This window comes from Paenibacillus sp. JT31N11 (assembly GCF_056269285.1).
The window spans coordinates 1,527,536-1,553,969 of record NZ_JBWDNQ010000001.1 but is presented as its reverse complement, the minus strand read 5'-3'; the positions used below and the strand labels follow the sequence as shown (position 1 = coordinate 1,553,969).

At 52.0% G+C, this 26,434-nt stretch carries 20 protein-coding genes; 4 read left to right on the top strand and 16 right to left on the bottom strand.

Annotated features, from left to right (window positions below; genetic code table 11):
- Window positions 1-86 precede the first annotated feature (86 nt).
- From AC0YNV_RS06715 to AC0YNV_RS06685, 7 genes are all read right to left on the bottom strand, one after another.
- The gene (locus tag AC0YNV_RS06715) at window positions 87-1,160 is read right to left on the bottom strand and encodes a glycoside hydrolase family 88/105 protein (RefSeq protein ID WP_475766892.1); all 1,074 of its coding nucleotides are present in this window, start codon (window positions 1,158-1,160) and stop codon (window positions 87-89) included.
- 47 nt (window positions 1,161-1,207) lie between these two features.
- Window positions 1,208-2,380: an oligogalacturonate lyase family protein gene (locus tag AC0YNV_RS06710; protein ID WP_475766890.1), complete on the bottom strand. Its 1,173-nt coding sequence runs from the start codon at window positions 2,378-2,380 to the stop codon at window positions 1,208-1,210.
- 45 nt (window positions 2,381-2,425) lie between these two features.
- A complete protein-coding gene (locus AC0YNV_RS06705; protein ID WP_475766888.1) occupies window positions 2,426-4,006 on the bottom strand; it encodes an extracellular solute-binding protein in 1,581 nt (526 codons plus the stop codon).
- A gap of 42 nt (window positions 4,007-4,048) precedes the next feature.
- On the bottom strand, window positions 4,049-4,924 hold the full coding sequence (locus AC0YNV_RS06700; protein ID WP_475766886.1) for a carbohydrate ABC transporter permease: 876 nt from the start codon (window positions 4,922-4,924) through the stop codon (window positions 4,049-4,051).
- A gap of 17 nt (window positions 4,925-4,941) precedes the next feature.
- A complete protein-coding gene (locus AC0YNV_RS06695) occupies window positions 4,942-5,886 on the bottom strand; it encodes an ABC transporter permease (protein WP_475767319.1) in 945 nt (314 codons plus the stop codon).
- A gap of 184 nt (window positions 5,887-6,070) precedes the next feature.
- Entirely contained in the window at window positions 6,071-8,368 is a 2,298-nt protein-coding gene (locus AC0YNV_RS06690) for a helix-turn-helix domain-containing protein (RefSeq protein WP_475766885.1), read from the bottom strand.
- A 468-nt stretch (window positions 8,369-8,836) separates the two neighbouring features.
- Window positions 8,837-9,829, bottom strand: coding sequence for a D-2-hydroxyacid dehydrogenase (locus tag AC0YNV_RS06685; RefSeq protein ID WP_475766883.1), 993 nt, complete (start codon window positions 9,827-9,829; stop codon window positions 8,837-8,839).
- 491 nt (window positions 9,830-10,320) lie between these two features.
- On the opposite strand from AC0YNV_RS06685, the gene AC0YNV_RS06680 reads away from it, so the two are divergent.
- The 4 genes from AC0YNV_RS06680 to AC0YNV_RS06665 all read left to right on the top strand — a co-directional run bounded on the left by AC0YNV_RS06680 (window position 10,321) and on the right by AC0YNV_RS06665 (window position 15,957).
- Window positions 10,321-12,351 (top strand): alpha-amylase family protein, encoded by a 2,031-nt coding sequence (locus AC0YNV_RS06680; RefSeq protein ID WP_475766881.1) that lies wholly within the window; start codon window positions 10,321-10,323, stop codon window positions 12,349-12,351.
- A gap of 128 nt (window positions 12,352-12,479) precedes the next feature.
- Window positions 12,480-14,006, top strand: coding sequence for an extracellular solute-binding protein (locus AC0YNV_RS06675; protein ID WP_475766880.1), 1,527 nt, complete (start codon window positions 12,480-12,482; stop codon window positions 14,004-14,006).
- Window positions 14,007-14,118: 112 nt separating this feature from the next.
- A complete protein-coding gene (locus AC0YNV_RS06670) occupies window positions 14,119-15,042 on the top strand; it encodes an ABC transporter permease (RefSeq protein WP_475766878.1) in 924 nt (307 codons plus the stop codon).
- Between the two features lie 6 nt (window positions 15,043-15,048).
- Window positions 15,049-15,957, top strand: a complete 909-nt coding sequence (locus tag AC0YNV_RS06665; RefSeq protein WP_475766876.1) for a carbohydrate ABC transporter permease — start codon at window positions 15,049-15,051, stop codon at window positions 15,955-15,957.
- 7 nt (window positions 15,958-15,964) lie between these two features.
- Here the strand turns inward: AC0YNV_RS06665 and AC0YNV_RS06660 are convergent, their stop codons facing one another.
- The 9 genes from AC0YNV_RS06660 to AC0YNV_RS06620 all read right to left on the bottom strand — a co-directional run bounded on the left by AC0YNV_RS06660 (window position 15,965) and on the right by AC0YNV_RS06620 (window position 26,422).
- Entirely contained in the window at window positions 15,965-18,217 is a 2,253-nt protein-coding gene (locus tag AC0YNV_RS06660; RefSeq protein ID WP_475766874.1) for a helix-turn-helix domain-containing protein, read from the bottom strand.
- A gap of 168 nt (window positions 18,218-18,385) precedes the next feature.
- A complete protein-coding gene (locus AC0YNV_RS06655; protein ID WP_475766873.1) occupies window positions 18,386-19,810 on the bottom strand; it encodes an MFS transporter in 1,425 nt (474 codons plus the stop codon).
- Window positions 19,811-19,924: 114 nt separating this feature from the next.
- A complete protein-coding gene (locus AC0YNV_RS06650; protein ID WP_475766871.1) occupies window positions 19,925-21,484 on the bottom strand; it encodes an extracellular solute-binding protein in 1,560 nt (519 codons plus the stop codon).
- 35 nt (window positions 21,485-21,519) lie between these two features.
- Window positions 21,520-22,383 (bottom strand): carbohydrate ABC transporter permease, encoded by an 864-nt coding sequence (locus AC0YNV_RS06645; protein ID WP_475766869.1) that lies wholly within the window; start codon window positions 22,381-22,383, stop codon window positions 21,520-21,522.
- 16 nt (window positions 22,384-22,399) lie between these two features.
- Complete coding sequence (locus AC0YNV_RS06640; RefSeq protein ID WP_475766867.1) at window positions 22,400-23,365, bottom strand: ABC transporter permease; 966 nt, start codon at window positions 23,363-23,365, stop codon at window positions 22,400-22,402.
- Between the two features lie 14 nt (window positions 23,366-23,379).
- Complete coding sequence (locus AC0YNV_RS06635) at window positions 23,380-23,541, bottom strand: hypothetical protein (RefSeq protein WP_475766865.1); 162 nt, start codon at window positions 23,539-23,541, stop codon at window positions 23,380-23,382.
- A 39-nt stretch (window positions 23,542-23,580) separates the two neighbouring features.
- Window positions 23,581-24,471, bottom strand: coding sequence for a sugar phosphate isomerase/epimerase family protein (locus tag AC0YNV_RS06630; protein ID WP_475766863.1), 891 nt, complete (start codon window positions 24,469-24,471; stop codon window positions 23,581-23,583).
- Window positions 24,468-25,382: a Gfo/Idh/MocA family protein gene (locus tag AC0YNV_RS06625; protein WP_475766861.1), complete on the bottom strand. Its 915-nt coding sequence runs from the start codon at window positions 25,380-25,382 to the stop codon at window positions 24,468-24,470. Before AC0YNV_RS06625 ends, AC0YNV_RS06630 begins: the two co-directional genes overlap by 4 nt.
- 11 nt (window positions 25,383-25,393) lie before the next feature.
- Entirely contained in the window at window positions 25,394-26,422 is a 1,029-nt protein-coding gene (locus AC0YNV_RS06620; protein ID WP_475766859.1) for a Gfo/Idh/MocA family protein, read from the bottom strand.
- Window positions 26,423-26,434: the final 12 nt, after the last annotated feature.

The following is a 26,434-nucleotide window of genomic DNA, read 5'->3' as shown; positions in this document are numbered from 1 at the left end:
AAAGCACGCTGTATTCTATCGGCAGGGATAATAAAAGAAGAAGTCCGGGCGCATTCAAGCCGCAATCGGACTTCTTCGATTCGTGTTCAGCCGCGTTCAACGATGGTTCCGTTGTCCTTCGTTTCCTTCCATTCATACGTCAGCAGCGAGGCAAGGAATACAAGCGCCAATCCCTGTCCCCAGCCTTGAACTCTTCGGCGGGGAACCTCCTTATAGCCGTCTGCGTTATTCATTACAGCCGTGCCCGCAGAAACATCCGCAACAGAACCGTTTTCCGTAATGCTGCCGAGAATGCCCGCAATCGACTTTTGAATATAGGTATTGTAGAGAGGGCTGCCTATTGCTTCGTTATAGCGAACCAGCGCAGCCGCAATTCCGGACGAACCCGACACCTCGGCATAGGAGCTCTCATCCTGCAGAACCGTATGCCACAAGCCTTCGTCCGACTGCAGCCGGACAAGCGTGCTTAACTGGTCGCGAAGCGAATCGTATATTCTCATATAGGACGGATGGGTGACTTCCACCTCCTTCAAAGCCATAGCCATTGTATAGGCCGCCCAGCTGTTGCCTCTCGCCCAGAAGACAGCCGACATATTGCTCTTGGCAAGATGATCCCAGCCGTGATAATATAAATTCGTATCGGCATCCTGCAGAAAATCCTCATGCCCGTGATACTGCAGCAGGCCATCCTCCGTATAATCGCTGTTCTTCAGCAGCGCTCCCATCCGCACCAGAAAATAACCGGCCATAAACATCGTATCCACCCAGGCTTGCTCCGGAAAGCTGTAGTTCTGGGATACCGTATGCTGAAAAATGCCGCCCGCAAAACGCGGTGCTTCCGTCCGCAAATATTCCGCCATGCTGATTGCAGCATCCAAATATTTCTCCTGCTTCGTTTCTTTATACAAGTGAATCAATGTATGCCCTATGGAGACGGCATTGACCGTTAATCTCGGGATGCCTTCCTCCAGCTGCTCATCCGTCCAGCGGACCAGGGACTCCAGATAATGCTGCTGCCCGGTGGCCTCATGGGCCCTCGATACCCCATATAATGCAACTCCTGCAGGCCAATCCCATGTGAAATCCATGCGGAACACACGCTCCGTCACCCGGTTGATCGCCTCTTTAACCGCTATCTCGTTGAGCTGCAGCTTCGGCAAACTCCAAACCTCCCTTTCGAAACCCGGTCATAAGCTTTCCCGGTTAATCAGACTATTTTTGGAAATCTATAATTTTCGGGCAGCACAAGCTCGGGCAGCTGCGTGATATCCTCGGGAATATCCGCCAGATAGAGATTGCCGTAACCGTTTTTGTCGCTTGTGTACAGAAGCTTGTTGCCATCTGGCGTAAACAAAGGATGCGCATGAACCTTCTGCACATGGAAGCTGCAGCGGTGATCGAGCAGGACGCGCGGCCCGGCGAAGCTGTCTCCCTCCCTCTGCCACAGGCACATGGAAGTGACCGTATCCCTGCTGTCGACAACGACGCGGGAGAAATCGCTGGAGTACGAGTGCCAGGTTGTAAACGGGAATTCCACTTCTTCCAGTCCTGTATTGTCCGGTCGGATTCTGCCGAAGAAATTAACGCCGCTTTCCCGCATACCGTGGTAGCCTACGTATTCTCCTCCAGCCAGCCAGTATTCATGGCCCACCATCTCCATCGGCTCGGTCCGGCTGCGGATTTTCCATTTCCGGCCCGTATCCAGATCCAGACCCCAGATCCGGTGATCGACGATATTCCAGGGGCCTTCATGGCAGAAGGTCAGCAGATTCGATGCGGTCGGGGAAGCGTTGATATGGCCGATGAAGCACTCATCCTCGAACACCGTCTCCACTTCCCCGGTTTGCAGCGATATGCGAAGAATGCGGCTCAGCGGCCGTGCCCGCATGACCTCTTCGAACCCGACATAGCCGTTCTTCAAATCCGACTCCACCCTGGAGGAAATATCTTCGCCCAGCGCCAGCAGCAGGTGTCCGCCGTCCGCCGTACAATTGAAGCTGCCGATATTGAAGCCCTCCGGCTTCTCATATAAGGTCCGCTGCTCCAATGTCTCCAGATCAAGGGCAACCAGGGAATGATTATGGTGAAAATAGACCTCGCTTCCTTGCGGATGAAGACAAGCGCTCAGGTAGGAAGGTCCTTTCCCCAGATCGGTCAGCTGGAGAATATGGCCGGTTTGCAAATCGATGCTGAACAGGTTCGAGGTATTGTCCCGGTCAGACCGGAACACCAGATTTCTTCCCTCGTTATACCACCCCTTCTCCGTAAAGTAGAGATGATAGCTGTGGCCCATATAATTCGTTAATTGGCAGATGTTCACGCCTGTTGTCCGGTCCTTGGCGAAGGACCATTCCGGCGCCCATATTTTTCCTTTGCCCATATTCGTCAAACCTCCTGTAATTATAATCGGGATCATATCTTCTCCTTATTTCTGCTGGCTGGCGGCATAGGCTTCATTCATTTCCTTCACGTACTCATCCCCGCCGCTTTTCTTCCACAGATCCATATCGGCTTGAAATCCCGCTTCGTCGATTTTGCCGACGATAAACTTGATTCTGGCATCGGCCGCGATCGTATCCAGTTGTGCGCCCTTCTCCGTGTAAGTTGCCGAGTATAACGGCTCGCCGGGATTCGGCACGACGATGTCCAGGTTGGCTTCCTGCACCTCCTGCACTTTGCCGCGCAGCGGGGTAGCCGGTTTAAAGGCGGTTGTGAGCACATCCGGAACTCCGATCAACAATTGGTTGAAGCTCTTGATATTGATATCTGCGGGCTGCGGGTCCGTATTCAGCAGGATCGGAATCATTTTGCCGTCCTCTACCTTGTAATGCTTGCCTTCAATGCCGTATGAAATCAGAATCTGCATATCCTTGTCTTCGATTTTGTCGAAGAAGCTCAGCACCTTTTTCAGATCCGCTTCTGTCTTCACCGATGACTTGGATATAAGGAAAACGCCGCCGTATCCGGTTGTCGGCAGGTTGTGCAGCCCTGTCGGTCCGCTCACGGCCCCGAACAGATCAATCGAGGCGGTCGTGTCGGGCTTAGCCGTCTTCATTGCTTCTTCGATTTGATAGGAGCGGTCGGCAACGTCAACGGCAACCCCGGCCTGGTCATTAATGATCGGGTCGTTCCACTTGGCGGAATCATAGACGGCAAAATCGGGATTGACCAGCTTCTCGTCATACAGCTTCTTGAAAAATTTAAGCGCTTCCATATACTCCGGCGTAAATTCCGCTTTTACCAGCTTGCCGTCCCCGCCCACGCCCCATTGATTCGGAACGCCGAACCAGGTCTGCATAATATCCCACGGTCCCGCATATTTCGTGACGACCATGCCATACGTATCGTTTTTGCCGTCCTTATCCGGATCGTTGTTCGTAAAGGCCTTCAGCATGTTATAAAAGTCGTCTATCGTCTTTGGTTCCGTAAGCCCCACATTGTCGAGCCAATCCTTGCGGTAGGATACGCCCAGTCTGCCGAGCGCCCTGGAGGTATATAAGCCGTAAACCTTCCCCTCTGTGGATACGTTGTTGAGAATGGTCGGATTCATTTTACTAAGGTTCGGATAATCCTTCAGGTAGGGGCCGACTTCCCAGAAGGCGCCTGATTTGATCGCGTTCGCTATGCTCGATATTTTCACGTTGGGAGCGAACATTACCATCGGCATCGAACCCGAGGCCAGCGTAATATTCATCTTGTCCAGATAGCCGGCATCCGGCGTGAATGAAATAGACAGCTTGGTATTGGTATATTCCTCCGTCTGCTTCCAGATGGTACTCTGCGATGTAATCATGTCATTATTAAAGCTCCTCATCATTACGCTTATGGGAAACGGAGCTTCTTCATTCGCCTGCGTTCCGCCCGCCGCCTGGTCCCCATCGGGTGTACCCGCTGTATTGGCGGTCTTCCCCGAGCTGCATCCCGCCGCGGATACAGCAAACGCCAGCACCAGGCTTACGAGAACAATAAATGATCGTTTGGACTTCATATTTTTTATCATTTTCATCGTTCCTCCCTTTATTATGGATCAAGCAGCTGCTGAGTCCTTCTAACCTTTCACGGCGCCAATCAGCACCCCTTTGGCAAAATGCTTCTGCAAAAATGGATACACCAGCAGAATAGGCAGGGTGCCTACGACAATCACCGCCATTTTGATCGATTGATCCGGTGGTTTGACGTAGTTGGGATCCATCGTCGAGATATCAAGCGCTCCGGAGGAAACAAGAATGATTTGCCGGAGCAGCACCTGAATCGGCCACATTTTCGGATCGTTCAAATAGAGCAGCGCATTGAAGAAATCATTCCAGTTCGTCACCGCATAGAAAAGCGCGAACGTGGCGATCACCGGCTTGGATAACGGCAGCACAATGCGCCATAGAATGCCGGTATCGGAGCAGCCGTCTATTTTCCCGGAATCGATCAGCTCTCCCGGAATCTCCTGAAAGAACGATTTCACGATAATCAGGTTAAAGGCGCTGATCGCAGCGGGCAGCAGCACGGCAAAATATGAATTCAAGAGACCCAGGCTCTTCACGACCAGAAAGGTTGGAATAATTCCGCCGCTGAATACCAGGGTGAAGATGATCATATTCATGAATACGGTTCTCCCCAGCATATCCCGGCGGGACAGCGCATAGGCCATCGTAAAAGTAAAAAAGAGGTTGATCAGCGTACCCGTAGCCGTGACGAATACCGATACAAGCAGGCTTCTGGGGAAGGTAGCGTCGTGAAAGACATACTTGTACGCATCAAACGAAATGGTCTCCGGGATGATGAAGAAAGCCCTCTTGATCATATCCGCTTCAGTTGCAAACGATCCCGCCGCGATGTACATAATCGGAATGATCATTACTGCCGCAATAACCGCAAGCAGCGCATAGTTGGCGGCATCGAATATTTTCCCGCCTATCGTGTTGTTTCTCATGATCCTCTCTCCCCCGATCAGTAGATGCCCGGATGGCCTGCCCGTTTGGCAAGATAATTAGACAGCAGGACAAGCATGATCCCGATTGCCGCTTTGAACAATCCGGCAGCCGTACTGTAGCTGAACGCGCCCTGCGTGATCCCGACCGTATAGACATACGTATCGAATACATTCGCGACCTCCCGGTTCAACGCATTGCCCATCAGCAGAACCTGCTCAAAGCCGCGGTCCAAAAAGTTCCCTGTGCGCAGGATCAGCAGCACAACAATCGTTCCCCGGATGGCGGGAAGCGTAATATGCCATAATTGGCGGAGTCTGCTTGCGCCATCCACGATGGAAGCCTCATATTGCTCCTGGTCGACTCCCGCAAGTGCGGCAAGAAATATAATCGTTCCCCAGCCGGCTTCTTTCCAAATCGTCTGGCCGATGATCATCGGACGAAACCAGGCTTCGCTCGTGAGAAAGTCAAAACGGTGACCCAGCAATTTGAAAAGCAGCTCGTTAATGACGCCTCCCTCCGTCGTCAGGAGGAGAAAAGAAATGCTGGCCACGATCACCATGGAAATAAAGTGGGGAACATAAATAAGCGTTTGAATGAACCGCTTGTAGCCGGAGATGCGGATTTCGTTCAACATCAAGGCCAGAACCAGCGGAGCAGGGAAGAAGAAAATCATGTCGTAGAGGCCAAGCAGGAATGTGTTGCGCATTAAATTCAGAAAAATCGGGTCCTGTATAAATTGTCTGAAGTTGTCCAGTCCTACCCATTCGCTCTTGAAAAACCCGAGAAACGGCTGGTAATTCTTGAAGGCGATCAAGAGCCCCCACATCGGCAAATACTTGAATACGATAAAATAGATAAGTCCCGGCAGTACAAGCAGCAGCAGCCATTTATCCTTCTTCACCCGTGAAAGCAAGCGCCGCCGGTTTTTACGGGGATCGGCTCTTTGGATCATGCTCCCCATGGGTTCGATACGCCCACTCATTGTTATCACTCCTTCGCATCTTATTTTGGGATTGCTCTGCCTTCGGTTTCACCATACGCACTGGCCGTTTTTCCCGCAACCGTACTTTTTTGATCAGGTCATTACTGGCCAGAACAGCCCGATAGGATTATTTTTCCGGACTTTGCCTTTATTGCAAACGCCATTATATTTCCCTGCTGGACTCCCGGTACTGGCCGGGTGTAATGCCCTGCTGCTTCTTGAAGATGCGGTTAAAATAACTCTGCTGGTAGCCCACGCCCTCGGCGACGTCGTTGATTTTCAGCTGCGTATCCCGCAGGAGCTCTCTGGCCTTGTCCATGCGCAGCTCCGTCAAATAATCGATGAAATTTTTACCGTACACCTGTTTGAAAATCTTGCTTAGCGTGACCGGATTCGTCCCGATGTGCTCGGCGCAGCTGTCAAGCGAGATCTCCTTCATATAATGGTTCTGCAAATAAATCATGCCTGCCTCGACTATTTTCTTTACATGCACATCCGCTCTGGCTTCGAATTCGCGCACAAAGGTTTGCACCACGTTATATTTGAACCAGTTGAACATTTTTTGCGGCTCGCGGATTTGCGACAGCTGCTCGTACATATTGACAGACTTGAAGATGCGGCCCGGACTCATCCCCGATTGGCGAATCGCATGCTGAATGCTGCCCAGCAGCTGCAGCATCCCCTGCTGCACTTCGATCTCATTCGAGCCAGTCAGTATTAGCGCGTCCATAAAAGCGGTGATGAAGCCCTCCGCTTCCTCCCGCTTGCCGGTCCGGATCGCCTGGATAATTTCCCGTTCCAGCACAAAAGGATAACGGAGCTCGCCCGAATCCTCCCAGACATTCTGTGATTTTAAATCGATGAGCTGATTCTGGCTTCCGAATCTCCGGTAGCCCGAGGCCTGCTTCGCCTCTTCAAAAAGGGAAGGAATTGCAATAATCGAGTTGGAGGATTGTCCGATGGTGATGCAAACATGCAGTTTCAACAGCTGATTAACCGCCTGCGTCAGTTCTTCGCTGAAAGCGCTGAACGCGTTATGGAAGGGCTGCTCATCCGGCAGCATCATGATCAAGCCGATCGTTAAGTCGTGAAAATTAATAACATCCGCCTGCTCCAGCATATTGGTTGCCACCTCAGCCGTAATATTGGCGGCCGCGAAGGTAACCAGACCTTCATCCCCTTGCGTGAAGCGGTCCTCCAGATTCTCGAAGCCTGTCAATTGAATATGCAGCACGAGGAATTGACGGTCATCTATTGCCCAGCCGTAACTGCGCATCCTCTCCCGTATGTCCTCTTCGGAGCAGGAGTACAGAAAACCCTGGAGCAGCTGCAGCAGAAAACCCTCCTTCACGTGGGGCAGCTGCTGCGCAAGCTTATGCTGAAGCGTTGTGCTCTCCCGGGTCAGATGCTGCCACTGCTTTTCAATCATCAGAAACTCGTCCCGGTGCTCCAGCATTTCGCCGGCAAGCGGCTTGCCGCCTGTCAACAAATGAACCAGCCGGTTCACGGGAGAATATATTTTTCTGGAGGCCAGCCAGGACAGCAATGCCGCAAGAAGCAGCGAGGCCATGCTTAAGGAAATAATAAATTTGGAAATAAGCACAACCGGCTTGGTGATAACGCCGATCGGCGCTGCCGAAACGTATTTCCAGTTGACGCCGATTCTTGAGAAGGTTCCATACGATACGGTATAGGTATTGTGATTCCAGCTGTAGAGAAACGAGCCTGCGTCGCTGTCCTGCAGGAATACCTGCTTTTTCAAAGCTTCATCGAAGGCGGTGGAATCGACTGTGCTCGAGTTGGAAATCAAGGTGCTCCCGTTTTCCTCCATCATGAAGGTGTCGCCGTCGTTATACGGCGTTAACGTTTTTAAGAAGCCTGCCGCCTTGTCCTGATCCAGACGGACCATGATAAAGCCGATCGGATGCAGATCATAACCCGGTATTTTATGAATGAGGGCCAGATCGGAGGTGCCGGGATTGTCCGGACTCGCCGCCTCCATCGACCAGAAGACCTGGTTTCCTTCCGTCAGCAGCGCATTATAGCTCTGCGCCAGCGGCTCATCGCGCATTACATCGTATTCCGGCGTGAATCTTACCGGCTGATCCTTGTTAATATACAGCTCCACCTGCCTCGCCAGGGGGTTCGAGCCCTGCATAATCTGAAGCGTCTTGGTAATATCCCGGGCCACTTGAAAATCCCGGATAAAGTCAACATTTTTAATGCTGTTGGAGAACTTGGGATCGAAGGCCCAGTGCGCCAGCGATAATTCCAAATACGAGAATTGATCGTCCATATTGGAGGCTCTTTGCCTGATCTGATTGGCATGCAGCTTCAACAGCTCGGTCTCCATCCGTCCGCCGGCCAGCCAATAAATAATCCCCCCGATAATGAGACCCGGTATGCTGGAAATAATCAGGATCAGGATCAAGCTTTTGCGATAATGCCTGCTCTTTAACAATTCATCTCACCTCCGGCTAAAATGACGGCATGATTTTCAGACGGATACATGTTGCGGGAACAGATTGACAGTAAGCGTTTACATTTATTCGCTTGACAAGCATCTAATCATCCTTTATTGCAGCATTATCCAGAGCCTCCTTTCTTCTCACAGGCTGTCAGTCGCGTTTGTTAACTTCCAGTATGTAATGCAGCGCTTTTTCCTGCAAGTGGACTTTTTTGAAAACTCGCATTATTTTGCCCATTCCTTAGCTGCTTGTTGATTCAGAGGGCATTCGAGCCCTTGGGATACCGCCGCACTCAAGTTCCTGAAGAGGGGTACCAAATAGTGAACAGAAAAAGGCGCCCCCTTAAGCACAGGGAGCGCCAGCCATATAATTGCAGCCTTCTTCACAGAAATCCGGGCAAACCGGTCAACTAAGTTCGTCGTCAAGGACAGCGATAGCCGTTTCTTCTTGCCGAGGTTCAATCAGATTGTAGCAGGTGTGTAGACATCCGTTGGTTTCAATGCATTAAGCATTGGAGCTCCAGTGCGATACCGCCTGACGTTCTCGCAGATAATATCCAGTGACCGTCCTGTGCGGTCAGGAACCTGCGGCGTGGTATGAGGTGTAATAAGCGTGCGCGGGGCATCCCATAAGGGGCTATCGGCCGGGAGCGGTTCCAGCGCAAAGGTATCCAGCCCGGCTCCGCCCAGCTTGCCGGCGTTTAATGCTGCAATCAGGGCAGCTTCATCGACAACCGCTCCGCGGGCCATATTGATGAGGTATGATCCAGGCTTCATCAAAGCAAGCTCCCGCTCGCCGATGAGATGATGTGTGGCGTTCGTAAGCGGCAGGGCGAGCACAACAAAATCGCACTCCGGCAGCATATCCTCCAGTCCCACGCCCTGCTCCTCGCAGAACAGACGATCAACTCCCGGAGGAAGCTCACCCGGGCTTCGGCGGTAACCGAGCACCTCCATGCCCATTGCCTTCGCCCGGATGGCCAGTTCCGTGCCGGTATGACCCATGCCGACAATTCCGGTTACTCTGCCATACAATCCCCGCAATTGATCCTGGCCCGGAATCCCCCATCGGCGGGCCCGCTGCGCGTCCAGGAAATCCGGATACCGGTAAGCCAGAGCCAGCATGAAGAACAGAGCGTGCTCCGCCAGTGCCGGCGCAGACCGTCCTGCAGAGCTGGTAACCAGGAGACCGCGCTCGAACAATTCGGGCCATGCGCATTTGTTCAATCCCGCATGATCGCAATGAATCCACCTCAGCAGCGGCGCATTCAAAAACCGCTCATCCAGATCGCCGCTCAGAACGGCAGCGTCCGCCCGTTCCAGGGCCGCTTCGATCCCTGAAGAATCGTCCGGACGAAGCCGGATGATTTCGGCTGGCGCGAATGCTTGGCAGAGTCTGTCCCAATGCTCATTCTCATACGGCACGGTTGTCAGGACAACATGAATAGGATTCATTATTTTCCTCCATTAATGAAAATTTATTTTCAGCCTCTTAAATATACTATACTGGCTCCGCCATCTGGCATCATATAGTCATTTTATGATTTCGTCCTTCTCGTGCTGATTATATTACACACCGGAAAGTTTAAAATTTGGCCTATAATTGCCGCCGGCAGGCCATTACGGGGCACATATTCCCTGCAATACAGGACTTTTATCCACTTCACCTCGCCTATCCTGGACCGTTTATGACCTTTCATCCCTGAAACCTGTTTATTCTGACAATGTCATAGGAAGTCCATTGAATGCCGGAGGGTTAAACCAATATGCTTATTATGCGGACTTGATCTACGACCAATAAAACGAATCAAGGAGGGATCCCGCCTGCTTTTGGACGATCGCAGGAACAAATGTCAGGGAATTATTCTTCGCATGATGGTGCAGCGGACCAAGAGTTTTGTCACTAAGGAACAATAATCCATGAATGTATCGGAGGTATTCGTTCAATGTCCAAAACAATAGAAGCGGAAAGCAGACCGAATTGGTGGGCCAAGCGCCCATGGAGACAAATTCAGACGAACTTGCGGGAAATCGATATGATGGATATCAATGCCGAACAGTTCGTTGAGGATCTCCAGGAATTTAAAGCAACCTCTGTATTGCTTAATGCAGCGGGCATTATCGCCAGTTATCCGACCAAGCTTCCCTTTCAATTCCAAAGTCCGTTTCTGCACGGAGACAGTCTGCAGGACATCATTGAAGCCTGCCATAAAGCGGATATAGTCGTGACGGCCAGAACCGACTTCTCCAAGGTCCGCAGACCGGTCTATGAGCAGCATCCCGAATGGGCATACAAGAGCGTCCAGGGGAATATCGTCGATTACAATGGCGATGTCCATGTGTGCCTGAACAGTGACTACCAGCAGGACTATGCAATCGAGATCATCCGCGAATTGCTGACCACTCATGACTTTGACGGTATTTTCTTCAACATGGGCGGCTACCAGGTGAAGGATTACAGCTACAACTATCATGGAATCTGCCAATGCGACAACTGCCAACGAAAATTCAAAGCTATGTTTGACCTGCCGCTGCCCATTAAGGAGGACATGAAGGATCCGGTATTCCGCAAATACAAGGTATTCAAAAACATTACGCTGCAGGAGCACTCCAAACGAATTTATAACGCGATCACAAGCATCAATCCAGACCTGCTCATCTCCAACAACCTTAACCAGCGCAGCGTGTACAGACAGGAATCCAACACGGCGATTGCCCGATCTCTGCCCCATTGGCAATATGATGCTTCCGATAACACCAAATTTGTTCTCGGCTCCTATAAGCCCATGATTTCATTAAATACTACGGTTGATTTCATAGATTATCAATACCGTCATGTCGCCGTATCCCCGCATCAGCAGGAGCTCAGACTGTACCAAAACCTGACCAACGGCGGCGGACTCGATTATTATCTGATTGGGCGGCTCGATAACCATGAGGATAAATCAGGCTATGAACGGATCAAGAAGGCTTTTCATTACCATGCCGAGCATCAGGACGAATACAGGGATATTACTTCCAGGTCGACCATTGCATTGCTTAGAGGTCCTGACGGCAGCACAAGCGAATATCAAGGCTGGTTCCGGTTCCTGGCGGAAAATCATTATATGTTCGACGCCATCATGGTGCCGGTGGCCGCCGAGGTGCCGTGGGACAAATTCAAAGCGGTCATTGTCCCGGATTACCAGGCGATCAGCGACGAACTTGTACGTAAGCTCGACGCCTTCGCTGAAGAAGGAGGCATTGTCATCTCGGTATCGCTCGGCGGCTTTTCCGATGACACCTACGAGAGACGATCTTCTCCCGCTCTCAAGTGTCTGGGTATTGAGAGAGTGAACGAGATTGTAGAGGATATGACCTCCTCCTGCTTCAAGCTGACCGACAAAACCGGATTCAGCCGTTTCCCTGTGACGGACCTGGCTTATATCGACGGAAGCTATATTTACGCTGACTATGAAGACAAGGTGGAGAAGCATCTGTCCCTGATTCCCCCGCATATGTTCGGACCTCCGGAACGCTGTTATTATACGCAGGTTACGGATCATCCCGGATTTACAGTCAATCCGTACGGCAAAGGAAAAGGCATCTTCATTCCCTGGCGGCCAGGTTCTCTGTTTCACCGCCAAGGGCATACAAACACGATAGATCTGATCGCGGATTTGCTGGAGCATACCGCCGGGTTGAAGCGCATTGAGGGCAATCTTTCACCGATGGTCGAAGCCGCCTTGTTTGCCAAGGAGGACGGTTCTTCGGAGCTGCTTCATCTGGTGAACGGATCGGGGCATTTTGGCGTAACCTTCTATGCTCCGGTTCCGATGTACAATCTTGTAGTCACGATTCCATATGATAAGGAGCAAAAACCGCAATCCGTCAAAAGCCTTGTCACCGGCAAAGATTACGAGTTTACAGCAGGCAGCGGGTCTTTATCGGTTAAGGTCCCGAGTCTTGAGCTGTTCGAGGCAATAAAAATCAGCTGATGGAGTGGCTGGCCGCAAGCTGCTATTGAACGGACTCCCGGCCCGGAGATCTGCTGCAGAGAGGGCTCATTCGGGTCGGGAAACAAGATCCCTCGTGGATCACACTAATTCAATCGAGGTGTTCCGAAATGACAAGGAAATGGGTCAAAATCAGCCTCCCGTTCATTCTCAGCCTGCTTGTTCTAAATGGCTGCAGCGGAGGCGCAGGCAAGGACACGGAAGAGACAGCCGACGGGACGGGTACGGCGGTTGAAGCAGAAGCGGGTCCCTTGCCCATCGAAATCATGACCAATTTTACCAATACCATACCCAAGCTGGATAACGCGTATTATTCCGAATTGCAAAAGCTCACAAACACCAAGCTCAATATTACTTTCGTTCTGGATGGAAGCGATTACAATTCGAAGCTGGATCTTGTGCTTGCTTCCGGAGATATTCCCGAAGTATTGAAGGCGGATTTTACCCGGCCAACTTTGGTCAACGCGATCAAAGAAGGCGCCTTTTGGGATCTGACTCCTTTTCTCGGCGATTTCTCCAGCTATCCGAACTTACGTGACAATATGGTTCCGGGCTCCTGGAATTACGTGAAGTATGACGGCAAAATTATGGGTATTCCGAGAAGCAGGGCGCAGATCGACAATACAATCATGATCCGTAAGGATTGGCTGGATAAAGCCAATATTCCGATGCCCGCAACCGTCGACGAGTTTAAAGAGGCGCTGAAAGCGGTCGTGAAAAGCAACCCGGCCGGCGGCAACGGTACGATCGGTTATGACATTGCCGATGCGGTGAGCTCCCCTTCCCTGAATGCGGCATTTGGCGTGCCTGAACCGACCTATGATGCGGATGGCGGTCTGATATATTCATATTTGACTCCGCAGTTCACCGAGCTGGTGGAGTGGTTCAGGGAGCTTTACGCGGAAGGGCTGATCGCGAAGGAATTCTCCGCTCTCACGGTCACACAGCAAAAAGATTTGTTTAGCTCGGGCAGAGCATTCGCATTCGATGCCAGCGCCTATTACAGCTTCGTATATACGGATAATGTGAAGAAAACCCAGCCCGAAGGAAACGTAGTGTCCCTGCAGCCTTTGAAAGGTCCCGGAGGCGACGGAGCGATGCTTGATATCGGAACCCGCGGCGGCCAGTACATCAGCAAGAAGGTACCCGAGGAAAAGGTATCGAAAATATTGGACTTCTTCGAAAAAACCGCATCCAGGGAGATCACTGATCTGGGTTACTACGGAAAGGAAGGCGTGCATTACAACAATGTGAATGGCGAGAAGGTCTTGACCGACCTGGGGAAACAGGAAATTACGGTCGACAGCATTGCTGCGCTGACTCCCGCATACTCCAAATGGGGAAAAGTGGCATATGCCGGAGCATCCAAAGCTGCAAACGAGGTTAAACAAAAGGATATGGAGATTTATGGCCAAATCGGCAGGACCGACGTGTTCGGGTATTTATATTCTCCGACCTGGGTCGATGTATGGCCAACCTACGAAGCGGAATTGAAAAGCACCCGAATCAAGGCCATTGTGGGCCAAATTACAATGGATCAATATAAGCAATATGTAGATAAGGTTAACGGCGATCCGAAAATCAAGAAAGCCTATCAGGAATTTGCCAAGGATCTTAAGTCGCGTACACAGCAATAGCCGAATCATGATCTCAATTTAAAGACTTCTGTAAGAAGGGTTGGATCTGACAAGGTCTTTTAAAGACTCCAGCTTATCCAACTCTCCTTACCGTTTCGAATGGAGGCTTGTAATGGAGCGAATACTGCCAAATCATAAACGATGGGCCAGAATAAAAAGGAACCGCTACATTTACCTGATGATGTCGGCGGGAATCATCTATTTCTTCCTGTTTAAATTTATACCTGTCTGGGGTCTTCTTCTCTCGTTTCAGGATTACAGCCCCTTCAAGGGCTTCTTCGGCAGCAGCTGGGTTGGATTCAAGCATTTCTCCGATTTATTTCAAAGCGGGCAATTCTATATTATGGCCAGAAATACATTTGTTATCAGTATATTCAACCTTGTTTTCTTCTTTCCTTTGCCTATTCTGCTGGCGTTAATGCTGAATGAGGTAAGACATGAATTTTTCAAGAAAGTAAATCAGTCGATTGTCTATCTCCCCCATTTTTTATCATGGGTCATATTGGTCAGTCTCACTTTCTTTGTGTTCTCTTCGGATATCGGCATCGTCAACAAGCTGATTGTCGCTTCAGGAAACCAGCCCGTTTTATTCCTCTCCGAGCCCAAGTTCTTCTGGATCCTGCTGACGCTGCAAAATATATGGAAGGATGCCGGATGGGGCACGATTATTTTTCTGGCTGCCATCGCCGGGGTCGATCCTGCCCGCTATGAAGCTGCCGTAATTGACGGAGCCAGCCGCTTTCGGCAGATCTGGCATATTACACTTCCGGCGATCCGGCCCACCATTATCATTTTATTGATTCTCCGTTTTGGAAACATGGCGGATGTCGGGTTCGAGCAGGTTCTGCTAATGATGAATCCATTGGTCAGCTCCGTGGCGGATGTGTTTGATACGTATTCGTATACCCAGGGCATTGTGGGCGGAAAAATCAGCGTAGGCATAGCCGTCGGGATGTTTAAAGGAGTAGTCGGACTTGTTATGGTGGTAACCGCGAATAAAATTGTCAAAAAATTGGGATATGAAGGAATTTACTAGTTTTTCATGGATCAACCATTTAACGCGAAGAAGGTGGATTGGATGAGCTTCGTTTACAAAAAAAGGCTGACAGCAGCAGATTGGGTCAACTACAGTGTGCTGACTGCCCTCTCCTTGATATGCATCTTTCCGTTTATCTATATTTTCAGCGTTTCATTCACGGACCCTTCCGTTTATGTGCCTTTGAAATTTTATCTTTTTCCTCCCAAATGGTCGCTTGATGCTTATCAATACATTTTGTCTACACAAAGCTTTATAAATTCCATCAAGAGCACCGCTTTTATTACAGTGGTAGGCACCATTCTGCAGGTTGCCGTTACGTTTACAATGGCTTACGGACTGACGAGGAAAGATCTGGACGGAAGAAAGATCATGCTTGGCTTCGTCATCTTTACACTTGTTTTTCACGCAGGCATCGTGCCGAACTATCTGGTTGTGAAAAGTCTTGGCCTGCTCAATTCGTACTGGTCGCTGATCTGGCCCAATCTGACCAATGCATGGACGCTGATTGTCGTAAAAAGCTTCCTGGATTCACTGCCTCCAGAGCTTGAGGAATCGGCGAAGATTGACGGAAGCAATGATGTCGGCATATTTTTCAAAATTGTTCTCCCCCTGTCCATGCCCGCCATTGCAGCCTTCACTCTGTTTTTTGCCGTTTCGCAGTGGAATATTTATTTTAATGCCCTGATCTATATATCCGACGCCAACAAATGGACATTACAGGTGCTGATTAAAGCGCTTGTTCTGGATTCCACACCGCTCGGCGCTTCCGGGACAGCCGCAGACGGCATTCCCCCTTTGGAAACCGTCCGTATGGCCGCGGTAACCTTTGCGATGGCGCCGATTCTGATCGTTTACCCGTTCCTGCAAAAATATTTCGCAAAAGGCGTTATGCTCGGCTCGGTCAAAGGATAAAGCCAGCCTAACGGTGATGGTTCCGGTAATCGCTGGGCGACATCTCGAATAACCGCTGGAAGACGCGATTGAAGGAACGGTGCGAAAACCCTGTTTTTGCGGCGATTTGACTGATGGCTTGGTCGCTGTCGAGCAGCAGCCTTGTGGCTTCCTTTAACTTGCATTGGGTCAGATAATCATGAAAGGAAACACCTGTTTCTTTTTTAAACAACCGGCTCAAATAGGAGACATTGATATGAAACAAGGAAGAGCATTCCGTCAGGGAAATATCTTTTTCCAGATTCTCGCCAATATATCTGCATACTTCCTTCACTGCTGCCTTGCCTGCCGTATTATTGCTCTCTCTCATGATCTTCAGATACAAAGGCAGCACCGAATCGATGAACCATAAGCATATTTCTTCCGAGCTCTGATACGTTCTCAATTGATCAAACAGATCATATTCCAATATACCCAGCGCTGTGCCGCATTTTTTCTCCGCCGAAGACACTAGGGCAGCCAGCAGAACATGATAGCTTTGGTAAACAAAATAGTAGGACTCCGTTCTGAGCACGGTTTCGTTGAATTCCCGTACCCCTTGTTCGAATTGGCCGGAGTCGCCGTTAAACAGCGCTTCCGTAATCATCGCTTCAATCTCATGCGGATACTTGGGGAACGTCTGCTTGTCAGTCAGGCTGTCATCATAGGACAGAATGGATTCCGAATCCTTCAGCAAACGAAATTGCAAGGCAAGCTGCGCTTCGCGGTAAGACAACGCGACATCCGCAATATGCGGATAAGACCTCCCAATGCCTATGGATGCGCGGATGTTCAGGTAGGTTTGCAAAGCGGATTGAATCCTTCCGGCATACTTTCCGGCTTCCTGCAGAACGAAGGCAGGCACAGCATCGTGATCGAAGCATAGAACAGCTATGCCATAGCCGCGGAAGTCATGCAGGACGTATCCCTTCTGAGACAGCAGCTCATTCATCACATTCGTTAAAGCGTAGATCAGCAGCGGTTTATCCTTAGACTGAAAACGTCCGCTTTTCCCGAAATCCTCAACTCTGACGAGCAGCACAATATAGGTACTGTCTGCATGAATGCCGTATTCGCTGCAGTCTTTGTGCAATGTGCCCGGGGACAAATAATCTCCTTCCAACAACTGCTGCATGAATTTTTCGATCAGGGAGAGCTCCGATTTGGCGATCCTCGCGCTCGATAATTGCAGCTGAGTGTTGAAATATTCAAGGCATTCGCCAATAAACGATATTTCTTCCTTGTGAATGCCGATCTTGTTTTTGCTCAGCCGTTTGCCGAAGTCTACCAACTGGCCAATCGGATGGTAAGCCCGTCTGGAGTTGAAAATAGTCAGAATAATGCCCAGCGCCAGAAATATCGTAACCGCAAAAATCGTTGTCCAGAATATCCAGCGCAGATCCTTTACAATCTCGGAGCGGGAAATAATGGACACGTACGTAATCCCAAGACTGGACTTTCGATAGGAATAAAAGTATTCGTTTCCATTGACATCCATAACCGAGGCATTGCTCGATTGCAGCTGGCTGGTAGCGATCGAACGCGTGACCTCCTCGCCCACCAGATTGTCAGCGCTGGTCTGCTTATTGGATTGAAACAAGATCTGGTCTGACCTGTTCACAACAAATATGGACTCGTTGCGGGTGAGCGACAAAATCGTGGAAAGATAGTTATTTATTTGTTCTACTTCCACTTGGGCCACAAGCATTCCCTGAGGATTCAGCGACGTTGTGGGCAATGTCATAATTAATGAGATATAACCGTCTCTTTGGCTTGCCGGAAGATATCGCCAATATGCGCTCTTATGAATATTGCCCAGAACAGCCAGATCATCTCTATACTTGAAATACGACTCATGTACATTACCCTGCTCGCTGGATAGGATGAGCCTTGAATTCATGTTCATGTAGTAGACGTTTTTGATGAATTTGTTGCGGTTAAGCAGCGCGGAGACCTCCGTCAAGATGGAAATATTGTTCTGGACTCTCGATGGTTCATCCAGCGTTAAGAAGGATTCGTATATGGCAGGGTCCAAAGCGCTCCTGGACAATTCCTCCACCACGTCGAACATGGCATCATCGATAAACCGTTCAATGATGTCCAGCGAATCCTGGTTATTCGTCTGAATATGTGCAATTTCCCGCTTCATTGAAGTGTTGTAATAGACGATGCTGGCCAGGACAAGAGGCAGACAGACGGATAGACAGCCGAGCCAGATCAGACGATATAAGTAAGATTTCATACCGCACGTCCTCCTTTAGCACTTCATGCTACACAGCTTGATTCTATTCCCGGCAGCCGTCGGACTTCAATGGACAATTATTTACCTTATCCCTTAATAGCGCGATTTTGGCGGATTTATTGGTTTTTTCAACGCCTGGCCAGCCTGTCTCCTTATATATATTAATCTTCACCTTTTAATAACACGCGGGTGACGCAGCCGGTAAGCGGCAATCGCAGCTCCCAGGCAAGCCAGGAAGCATAATCCGAACAAAATTCTCAGGCGCAGCTCTCCCTTTACGGGGGCTCCGGCCTCCAGATTCAATTGCCCCAGCAGCAGAGCGGCCAGGCCAATTCCGGCGATTTGCCCAAAATAACGGACCATGGCCAGCAGGCTGCCCGCCAGGCTGATTTTGCCGTCCGGGGCTGCGCTCATGATATCGGCGTTGTTCGCGGAATGGAACAGCCCTGTGCCGATGCCGAATAAAACCAGCTGCAGGACGATCGTCCACACGGTTATTTGCGGCATGCAGGCGATGAACAGCATGGACAAGGCACAGCAGGCCGCTCCGCCAGCGATCGGCATCAGACTGCCGTGCCTATCGCGGAATGAACCGGCAAAAGGAGCGACAATTCCTACCAGCAGCGGCTGTGCCATGAGCACTCCGCCCGCAGCGGCCACCGGCAAGCTTAACGGCCCCTGCAGATAAAAGGTGATCGGGATCAATGAGGCGCTCAGCGCCATATTGATGAGAAACGAGCTGAGGTTGCCGAGCCGCACCGTCCGCACGCTCAGCAGGGCGCGGTCCAGAATGCCGGATTGGACGCGTCTGCCGTACAACGTCAGCACAATCAACACGGCGACGCCCCCCGCAGCCTCGACCGCAGCCATCGGGGATGTGCTGCCGCTGGCGGTGTCGGCAGCAAGCAGCAGCAGTATGGTGCCCAGCGCCAGAAGCAGCGTTCCGGCAATATCCAGGCGGGCGCCGGCAGATCTGACGCTCTCGCGGGGAAACAGGCGCAGCCCGAGCAGGAACGCTGACAGACCGATCGGGACGTTGATCCAGAACAGCCACTGCCAAGCAGCCCAGCTCAGCACGAGGCCGCCGGCGGCCGGACCCATTAATGTTCCCGCGGCAATGACAACGGCGTTAAGTCCGAGCGCACGTCCCCGTTCATGCTCAGGGAACACCTGGCGTACCATCGCCTGGCTGTTGGCCATGATCATTGCCGCACCGATGCCCTGCAGGCAGCGGGAAGCGATGATCGCGGCAAGACCGGAAGACAGTGCTGCGCATAAAGATCCTGCGGCAAACAACAGGAAGCCGAGGCCGTATACCTTTCTCCGGCTCCAGATGTCTGACAATCTTCCGAAGAAAGGCAGCAGCGCGGCCATGACGAGCAGGTAGCTGGTCGCGATCCACTGGATTTGAGCCAGGGAAATTCCAAGCTGAAGTGACATCGTCGGCATGCTGATATTAACGATGCCGACGTCCAGAGTGGACATGAATGTACCCATGTTGACGATCAGCAGCACGGTCCATTTGGAGGAGGCTGATGGAATGACCGTTAACGTTTTCTCCTTGCTGGTCACATTGTATTGACCTTTCTCCAACAGGTATCACCCTCTCCATTACCTTGTTCACATCTTGCCTCAAGAGAATTCAAAACAACCCAGCACCGGATTGGCGCTGGGCATACAGCTTGCAGGCATGTACAGTTCTCCGTCTTATTTCTGGGCGCTCAGGGAGCGGTCATAGGCCGTTTGATAAACACTGACGACTTTGTCGACGCCGATCTCTTTTAATTCCTCCACATAGCTGTCCCATTCGCTCAAATTCCGCTGGCCGGTAATAAATTTGGCCAGATTCTGGTCGCGGGTTTTCTGCAGCGTTTGGCCTACGGTCGAAATCGTCTCCAGCTCCTCCTGCGTCATCGCGGGCCGCGGCTGCTGCTCGCTGTCATATTTGGGCGCCTGCTCGTAAGCATCCTGAAGCTCCGGCGACGAAAGCGAGAGATGCGCGTCATAATCGAACCACGTATACGTTCCATCCGTGGAGAGACCGGTTTTCTTGCGCATGTCGGACACATCCGTATAGCCTCCGGTAAATTGCTTCTTGCCGCTGTCGTCCTTGTACGTTTCGCCAGCCTTACCCCAGCTGACCAGCGTCTTGCCTTCCTCGGAATAGAAGAAATCCATATAATGCATGATTTCTTTAATTTTTTTCGAAGTCGTCGTCACCATTATGCCATTCTCCAGGAACTGTGTATAAGCATTTTTCTGCGGACCGTCCGGCCAGCCTGCCGGTGTCGGCATGAACAGCAGGTTGTACTGCGGATTCTGCTTGCGCATCGGCAGATTGAAAAAGTCGACACGGCTGATATAGTCGGCGGTGACAAAGGCGCGGTCGGTGGACATGAGGTCCTGCCACTGCTTCGTGTCGATGGTCAGGAAATCGGGCGGTATCAACCCTTCTTTATAAAAGGTGTTCAAATACGTAATCATCGTCTTGAAGTTGTCTTCGATTGGTCCGTAGCGCCATTCCTTCTTGTCGAAATCAAAATACACATCGTTGGTGCCGTCGTTGCTGTTGGTGCCGAATGCCGGAGCAAAGTTCCGCAAATACTGGAGCCCCTGCCGCCATGCCATGGGGAAGCTGTCCGGATACGCCTCTTTCAGCTTCTTCAGAGCGGCGTGCAGCTCGTCCCAGTTGGCCGGCGCGGTCAGGCCGTTAGCCTCGAAAATATCGGCGCGGTACATCCAGTTCATCCGGTTGGTTTCGCCGATGCCGTTATTCGGGAAAATATACATCTTGCCGTCGGCTGACATGGCATTCTGCGAATCGATCGGGAACTGCTCCATCCAATTTTGCAGGTTGGGCATCTCGTCCAGGTAATCCAGGATGTTGACAAGCGCCCCCTGCTGCCCGAATTTATCGGCTGTCTGCTTGTTTTGCGTATACAGCATATCCGGCATATCGCCTGATGCCACGGTCAGGTTAAGCGCGTTGTCCAGCTGCGCGTCGGGAGGAACCTGCACATCCAGCGTGACCCCGGTATGTTCCTTGATGTATTTCCACACCGGCCAATCCTTGTTGTACGGCCAGCTGGCGTTGGAATAATCAAGGAACGTGAACGTTTGCTCCTTGGGGGCAGCTGCCGCATTGTCATTGCCTGGCGCCGCCGCGTTGCCGGACGATGGTTCGTTGCTGCCGCCTTGATTGGCGCAGCCTGCCAGCATGACCGTCGTGAGCGAGGCGGCCAGTACCCACATCTTCATCTTCTTCATCGCGATCAATCTCCTTTTTGGTTTCATCTGCACCTCTACCCCTTCACCGAACCAATTAAGGCTCCCTTGACAAAATATTTCTGGAGAAACGGATAAACCAGCAGGATGGGAACCGTTGAAACGATAATGGTCGCATACTTGAGCGGCTCGTCCAGAACCTGGTTGTCTCCCACATTGGTGCCGCCGCTTGTGACCATCTGCGAAGCCATGACGATATTGCGCAGCACCACCTGAAGCGGATACAGCTGGTCGTTGCGCAAATACAGCAGAGCCGAGTAAAAATTGTTCCAGATGCCGACGGCGTAGAACAGCCCGATCGTCGCGAGAGAAGCGGTGGACAGCGGCAGCACGATGCGCACGAAGATGCCGATATCGTTCAGGCCGTCGATTTTGCCCGATTCCTCTACCTCCCTCGGCAGGCCGAGAAAGAAGGTGCGCATAATGATCAAATTCCACGTGCTGATCGCCGTCGGGACAATCATCGACCAGAACGAGTCGACGAGGCCCAGGCTCTTGACGACGAGGAAGGTGGGAATCATCCCCCCGTTGAAGAACATGGTGAATACGACGAGCATGGTGAACGATTTGTGGAACACCATTTCCTTCTTGGCCAGCGCATACGCCCCCGCCGCCGTAACCAGCAGGGAGAGCGGCGTCCCGACTGCTGCATACAGGATCGTATTGCGGTATGACGACCACAGCCGGGGATCGGTCAGCACGGCATCATAGGCACGGAGGTTAAGCCCGCGCGGCAAAAAATTGATCTGGTTCTTGATCACATACACGTCGCTGCTTAGCGAAACCGAGATCATATAAAGAAAGGGATAGACCGTGGCAAGAATGACGCCAAGCAAGAAAATAACAACCAACACACGGGATACGGACCAGCTGCGATTCACAGGTTACTCCCCCTCTCTACCACAAGCTCGTTTCGCTGATTTTGCGGCTTATATAATTGACCGTATAGATGAAGAACAGGCTGATTATACCCGTAAACAAATCTACCGTCGTGCCATAGCTGTAATTGCCCAGCGTCAAGCCCGTCCGGTACACGAACGTGCTGAAAATATCGGCGGTCTCATACGTGGCAGGGTTCATCAGCAGGAACACCTTCTCGAAGCCGATGTCGATAATATGGCCGACGTTCAGAATCAGCATAATGACGATGGCCGGGGTGATGCCCGGAATCGTCACATTCCAGAGCTGCTTCCAGCGGCTGGCCCCGTCAATCTCCGCCGCTTCATACAGCTGAGGATCAATCGCGGTGAGCGCGGCAAGGAAAATGATGGACCCCCACCCGGCATGCTGCCAAATATCGGCCAGCACATAGATCGGGCGGAACCATTCCGGCTGCACCAGCAAATTCACGGGCTGCAGGCCGAACATTTTCACGAAGTGGGCGACGATGCCGGTTGTTGGAGACAGAAACATAACGACCATCCCGACGACCACAACGTTGGAAATAAAATGAGGCACATAGCTTACGGTCTGCACGAACCGTTTGAACAGCACCTGCTTGACTTCGTTCAGGCACAGCGCCAGGATAATCGGCATCGGAAAGCCGAACACGACGTTGAAGACGCCAAGCAGGAACGTGTTGCGGAACAGCTGGAAGAATTCGGGGCTTTCGAAAAACATATGGTAATACTTCAGCCCCACCCAGTCGCTGGCCCAAACCCCTTTAAACAGATTGTAATCCTTAAACGAGATAACGAGGCCGAACATCGGCAAATATTTGAACAGGATGTAATACACAAGACAAGGCAGGAATAACAGCAGCAGGTATTTGCTCTGGTTCAGCCTCTTGAAGAATAGGCTCCTCCCGCCACGATGCGAAGCGGGTACCGTCCATGATTGATCCGCCGGTTTGACCTGCTCCATATGCTTTCCTCCCTTTACGTTGATGAATGCTCCTCCTCGATTGCCGGGAACTCATTGTGCGGAGAAGACGCTGCGATAATCATCGAAGCTGCTCCTGCCGCCTGTGCCGCTGCAGCTGTGCCAAACTTCTTGCTGCCGGTTATGTAACCGCTTCTGCAGCTGCCGCTCGCTTTCACAGGAGCATATCCGAATTTGAGACATTTGCTTATCGCTTGTCACCTTCCGGCTCGTTGTTCCATGCCGAGTTCGCCAAGCAGAGCAAGCAGGCTCTCAACACACTGCGCGGAGGCTTCCCTGCCGCCGTCCGAGAACGAATTGCCCATGGGGCGCTTCAGCTGCTCCTCCGTCAGCTTCGAGTGCAGGCGGTAGTGGGTCTCAACCATGACGCAGCCTTCATACCGGTCCTCGGCCAGCCTCCGGAACAATGCCCTGTAATCGACTTGCCCTGTCCCGATAGCTACCGCCTCCACGCCATTTGCTGTCTTGACCGCATCCTTGAGATGTATATGGCCGATCTTTCCCGCCAAATAATCATATCCGTCCGGGTACGGGAGCTCGCCGTCCGGGTCCCACATGTCGTTGCCCGGATCATAGAGCGCCTTCACGGCAGGGGAGGCAACGGCGTCGACGAGCAGGCCGACCTTGCGCGCATTACAGGCATGCACACCGGGATCGAACTCCAGCACGAATGTAATGCCCGCTTGTTCGAAGCAAGGCGCAATCCGCTTGATCTGTTCGGCGACCCGCGGCAGCGCCTCCTCGAATGGAGCGCTCGTCCAGAAGCTGAAGCCTCTCACCAGCTTCACCTCCAGTTGACTGGCAATCGCGATATACCGCTGCGCCAAGGCGATATGCCGCTCTACCTCGGCCGCGTCGTTCAATTCACATTTGAAAATCGGAGCCGACAGCGCGCAGACCGTAAGGCCGCTGTTATCCGCCAGAGCCTTGACAGCCCTAATCGCCTCATCGTCCAGCTCGTGAACAGGCTTGTCGTTCACCGAGCGGAGCTCTATCGCTTCCAGTCCGTACTGTTTGGCGAAGGCTATCGCATCGCCTGCGTCCTGGGACACCTCATCTGTCAATATCCCCAGACGAAACCGCCTCATAATGCCACCGTCAGCCCGCTTGCACGGCTTTCATTGGCGGCTTCGAGGAAACGGATGATTTCCAGCGTCTCTACGACGGCGACGCCGGGGCTGCCGTCCTTGAACATCTCCATTACATGTTCAAGCAGACTGGCGTAATAGGGCTTGCTTGAAGCGTTGTAGTCGACGAAGGATGTGCCTTTCTCGCGATGCACCAGCCCGCCGAACGTCTTGTTCCCTTTGCGGTTGCCGCGAATCGTCCCGACTCTGCCGTCCGCCCACACTCCGACCACCTGGTCGTGATCGTCGTTCGTCGTTACCGTCACCCGGGCGCATCCCGTTCCGAGCGTGCGGTACAGCATCTCTGCTGTATGAATGCCGTACCAGAAAAATCCCGGCTGAGTAGGCTGGATTTCCATCGGACCATAATAATCGGCGCCAATGATGCTTCCCTCCCCTTCAGCCAGAAGCGCCTGGCTGAGTGCTTCGGCATACCGCAGCGCCGAGCAGCTCATCAGGGGAAATCCGTATTCGGCGGCGAGTTCAGCCATCCCGCGGGCATCCTCCGAGCTCACGGCAAACGGTTTGTCGACGAAGACCGGCCGCCTTAAGGGGGCGATCCGCCGCAGCTGCTCCAGATGAACGCGGCCGTCCACGGACAGCAGCAGCACCGCGTCGCTCTGCTCGGCAGCCTGCTCGGGAGATTCCACAATATTGACGCCGTAAGCGTCAACAAGCTCTTTCTTAAAGCCCGGCAGCCGCGACCAGCTCATCGCAAAATCGGGCGAGCCCCCCGGGAAAGCAGCCGTCACACGTCCTCCAGGGACATGGTGCTGCTGCCCTGGATCGTTCAGAAGTCTGGCAAAAGCCGTTACATGCGACGTATCGAGGCCAATCATACCGATATTCAACAGCTTCTCCAAACGGCTCACTCCTTGTCTTTTTAGTTAAGTTTGATCTCTCTTCCCGTTCTTGCCGATTCGTAAATGGACAGAATGAGGTCAACCGATTTCCTGGCTTCCTCCCCGTTCACGAGCGGCTCGCGGTTATCTTTCACCGCGCTTAGAATATCGTCGACAAAGATATAATGTCCGTCAGTCGTCATATCCTCCGGCTTCGTGCGTCCCATGGTTGCCAGTGATTCTACATGCGGAGCCTGCTCGTCCGTATCTATCATTTTCCACTGCAGGATGCCGCTGTCGCCCACGATGATCGTCCCTTTCTCGCCGTGCAGCTCGAAGCGCGTTTCCTGATTCGGATACACCGACGTTGTACCCTGAATGACGCCGAACGCACCGTTGTTGTATTTCAATACGGCTACTGCCGTGTCCTCAACCTCGATATCACGCACGAGCGGTGCGGCATAGGCAAATACGGAAGCCGCGCCTCCCATCAAATACTGAATCACATCGATGCCGTGCACCCCCTGATTCATGAGCGCGCCTCCGCCGTCCCACTGCCACGTCCCCCGCCAGCCTGCGCTTTTGTAGTATTCCGGACTCCGGTAATATTTGAGATAGGCATCGCCAAGCACCAGCTTGCCGAGCTTGCCCTCGACAATCGCCTGACGCGCCGCCGTTACCGACGGCATAATCCGGCGCTGAAAGACGCAGCCCAGCTTCACGTTATAGCGGCGGGCGGCATCAATCATCTGCGACATCTTCTCCTTCGTAATGTCAAGCGGCTTCTCGCACAGGATATGCTTACCCGCCTGCGCCGCAGCGATCGCAATCTCCGCATGCATGCCGCTTGGCACGCACACGGACACGATGTCGATATCGTCGCGCTTCAGCAGCTCCTCATAATCGGCATATACGTTCGGAATGCCATATTCCCCGGCCATTTGCCGGGCTTTGTCCGGGACGACGTCGGATATGGCCGCAAGCTCCGCTTCCGGATGGTGAGCAATCGCTCTGGCGTGAAAGGGAGAGATGACCCCTGCGCCTATTACAGCAAATCGAATTTTGGACATTGTGCTTTCGTC

Bases quoted from the DNA above. Each gene is read 5' to 3' on its own strand.
- AC0YNV_RS06710 (WP_475766890.1), bottom strand. From the start codon at position 2,380: ATGGGCAAAGGAAAAATATGGGCGCCGGAATGGTCCTTCGCCAAGGAC.
- AC0YNV_RS06705 (WP_475766888.1), bottom strand. From the start codon at position 4,006: ATGAAAATGATAAAAAATATGAAGTCCAAACGATCATTTATTGTTCTC.
- AC0YNV_RS06680 (WP_475766881.1), top strand. From the start codon at position 10,321: ATGTCCAAAACAATAGAAGCGGAAAGCAGACCGAATTGGTGGGCCAAG.
- AC0YNV_RS06665 (WP_475766876.1), top strand. From the start codon at position 15,049: ATGGATCAACCATTTAACGCGAAGAAGGTGGATTGGATGAGCTTCGTT.
- AC0YNV_RS06685 (WP_475766883.1), bottom strand. From the start codon at position 9,829: ATGAATCCTATTCATGTTGTCCTGACAACCGTGCCGTATGAGAATGAG.
- AC0YNV_RS06700 (WP_475766886.1), bottom strand. From the start codon at position 4,924: ATGAGAAACAACACGATAGGCGGGAAAATATTCGATGCCGCCAACTAT.
- AC0YNV_RS06675 (WP_475766880.1), top strand. From the start codon at position 12,480: ATGACAAGGAAATGGGTCAAAATCAGCCTCCCGTTCATTCTCAGCCTG.
- AC0YNV_RS06670 (WP_475766878.1), top strand. From the start codon at position 14,119: ATGGAGCGAATACTGCCAAATCATAAACGATGGGCCAGAATAAAAAGG.
- AC0YNV_RS06695 (WP_475767319.1), bottom strand. From the start codon at position 5,886: ATGGGGAGCATGATCCAAAGAGCCGATCCCCGTAAAAACCGGCGGCGC.
- AC0YNV_RS06630 (WP_475766863.1), bottom strand. From the start codon at position 24,471: ATGAGGCGGTTTCGTCTGGGGATATTGACAGATGAGGTGTCCCAGGAC.
- AC0YNV_RS06620 (WP_475766859.1), bottom strand. From the start codon at position 26,422: ATGTCCAAAATTCGATTTGCTGTAATAGGCGCAGGGGTCATCTCTCCC.
- AC0YNV_RS06650 (WP_475766871.1), bottom strand. From the start codon at position 21,484: ATGAAGAAGATGAAGATGTGGGTACTGGCCGCCTCGCTCACGACGGTC.
- AC0YNV_RS06640 (WP_475766867.1), bottom strand. From the start codon at position 23,365: ATGGAGCAGGTCAAACCGGCGGATCAATCATGGACGGTACCCGCTTCG.
- AC0YNV_RS06660 (WP_475766874.1), bottom strand. From the start codon at position 18,217: ATGAAATCTTACTTATATCGTCTGATCTGGCTCGGCTGTCTATCCGTC.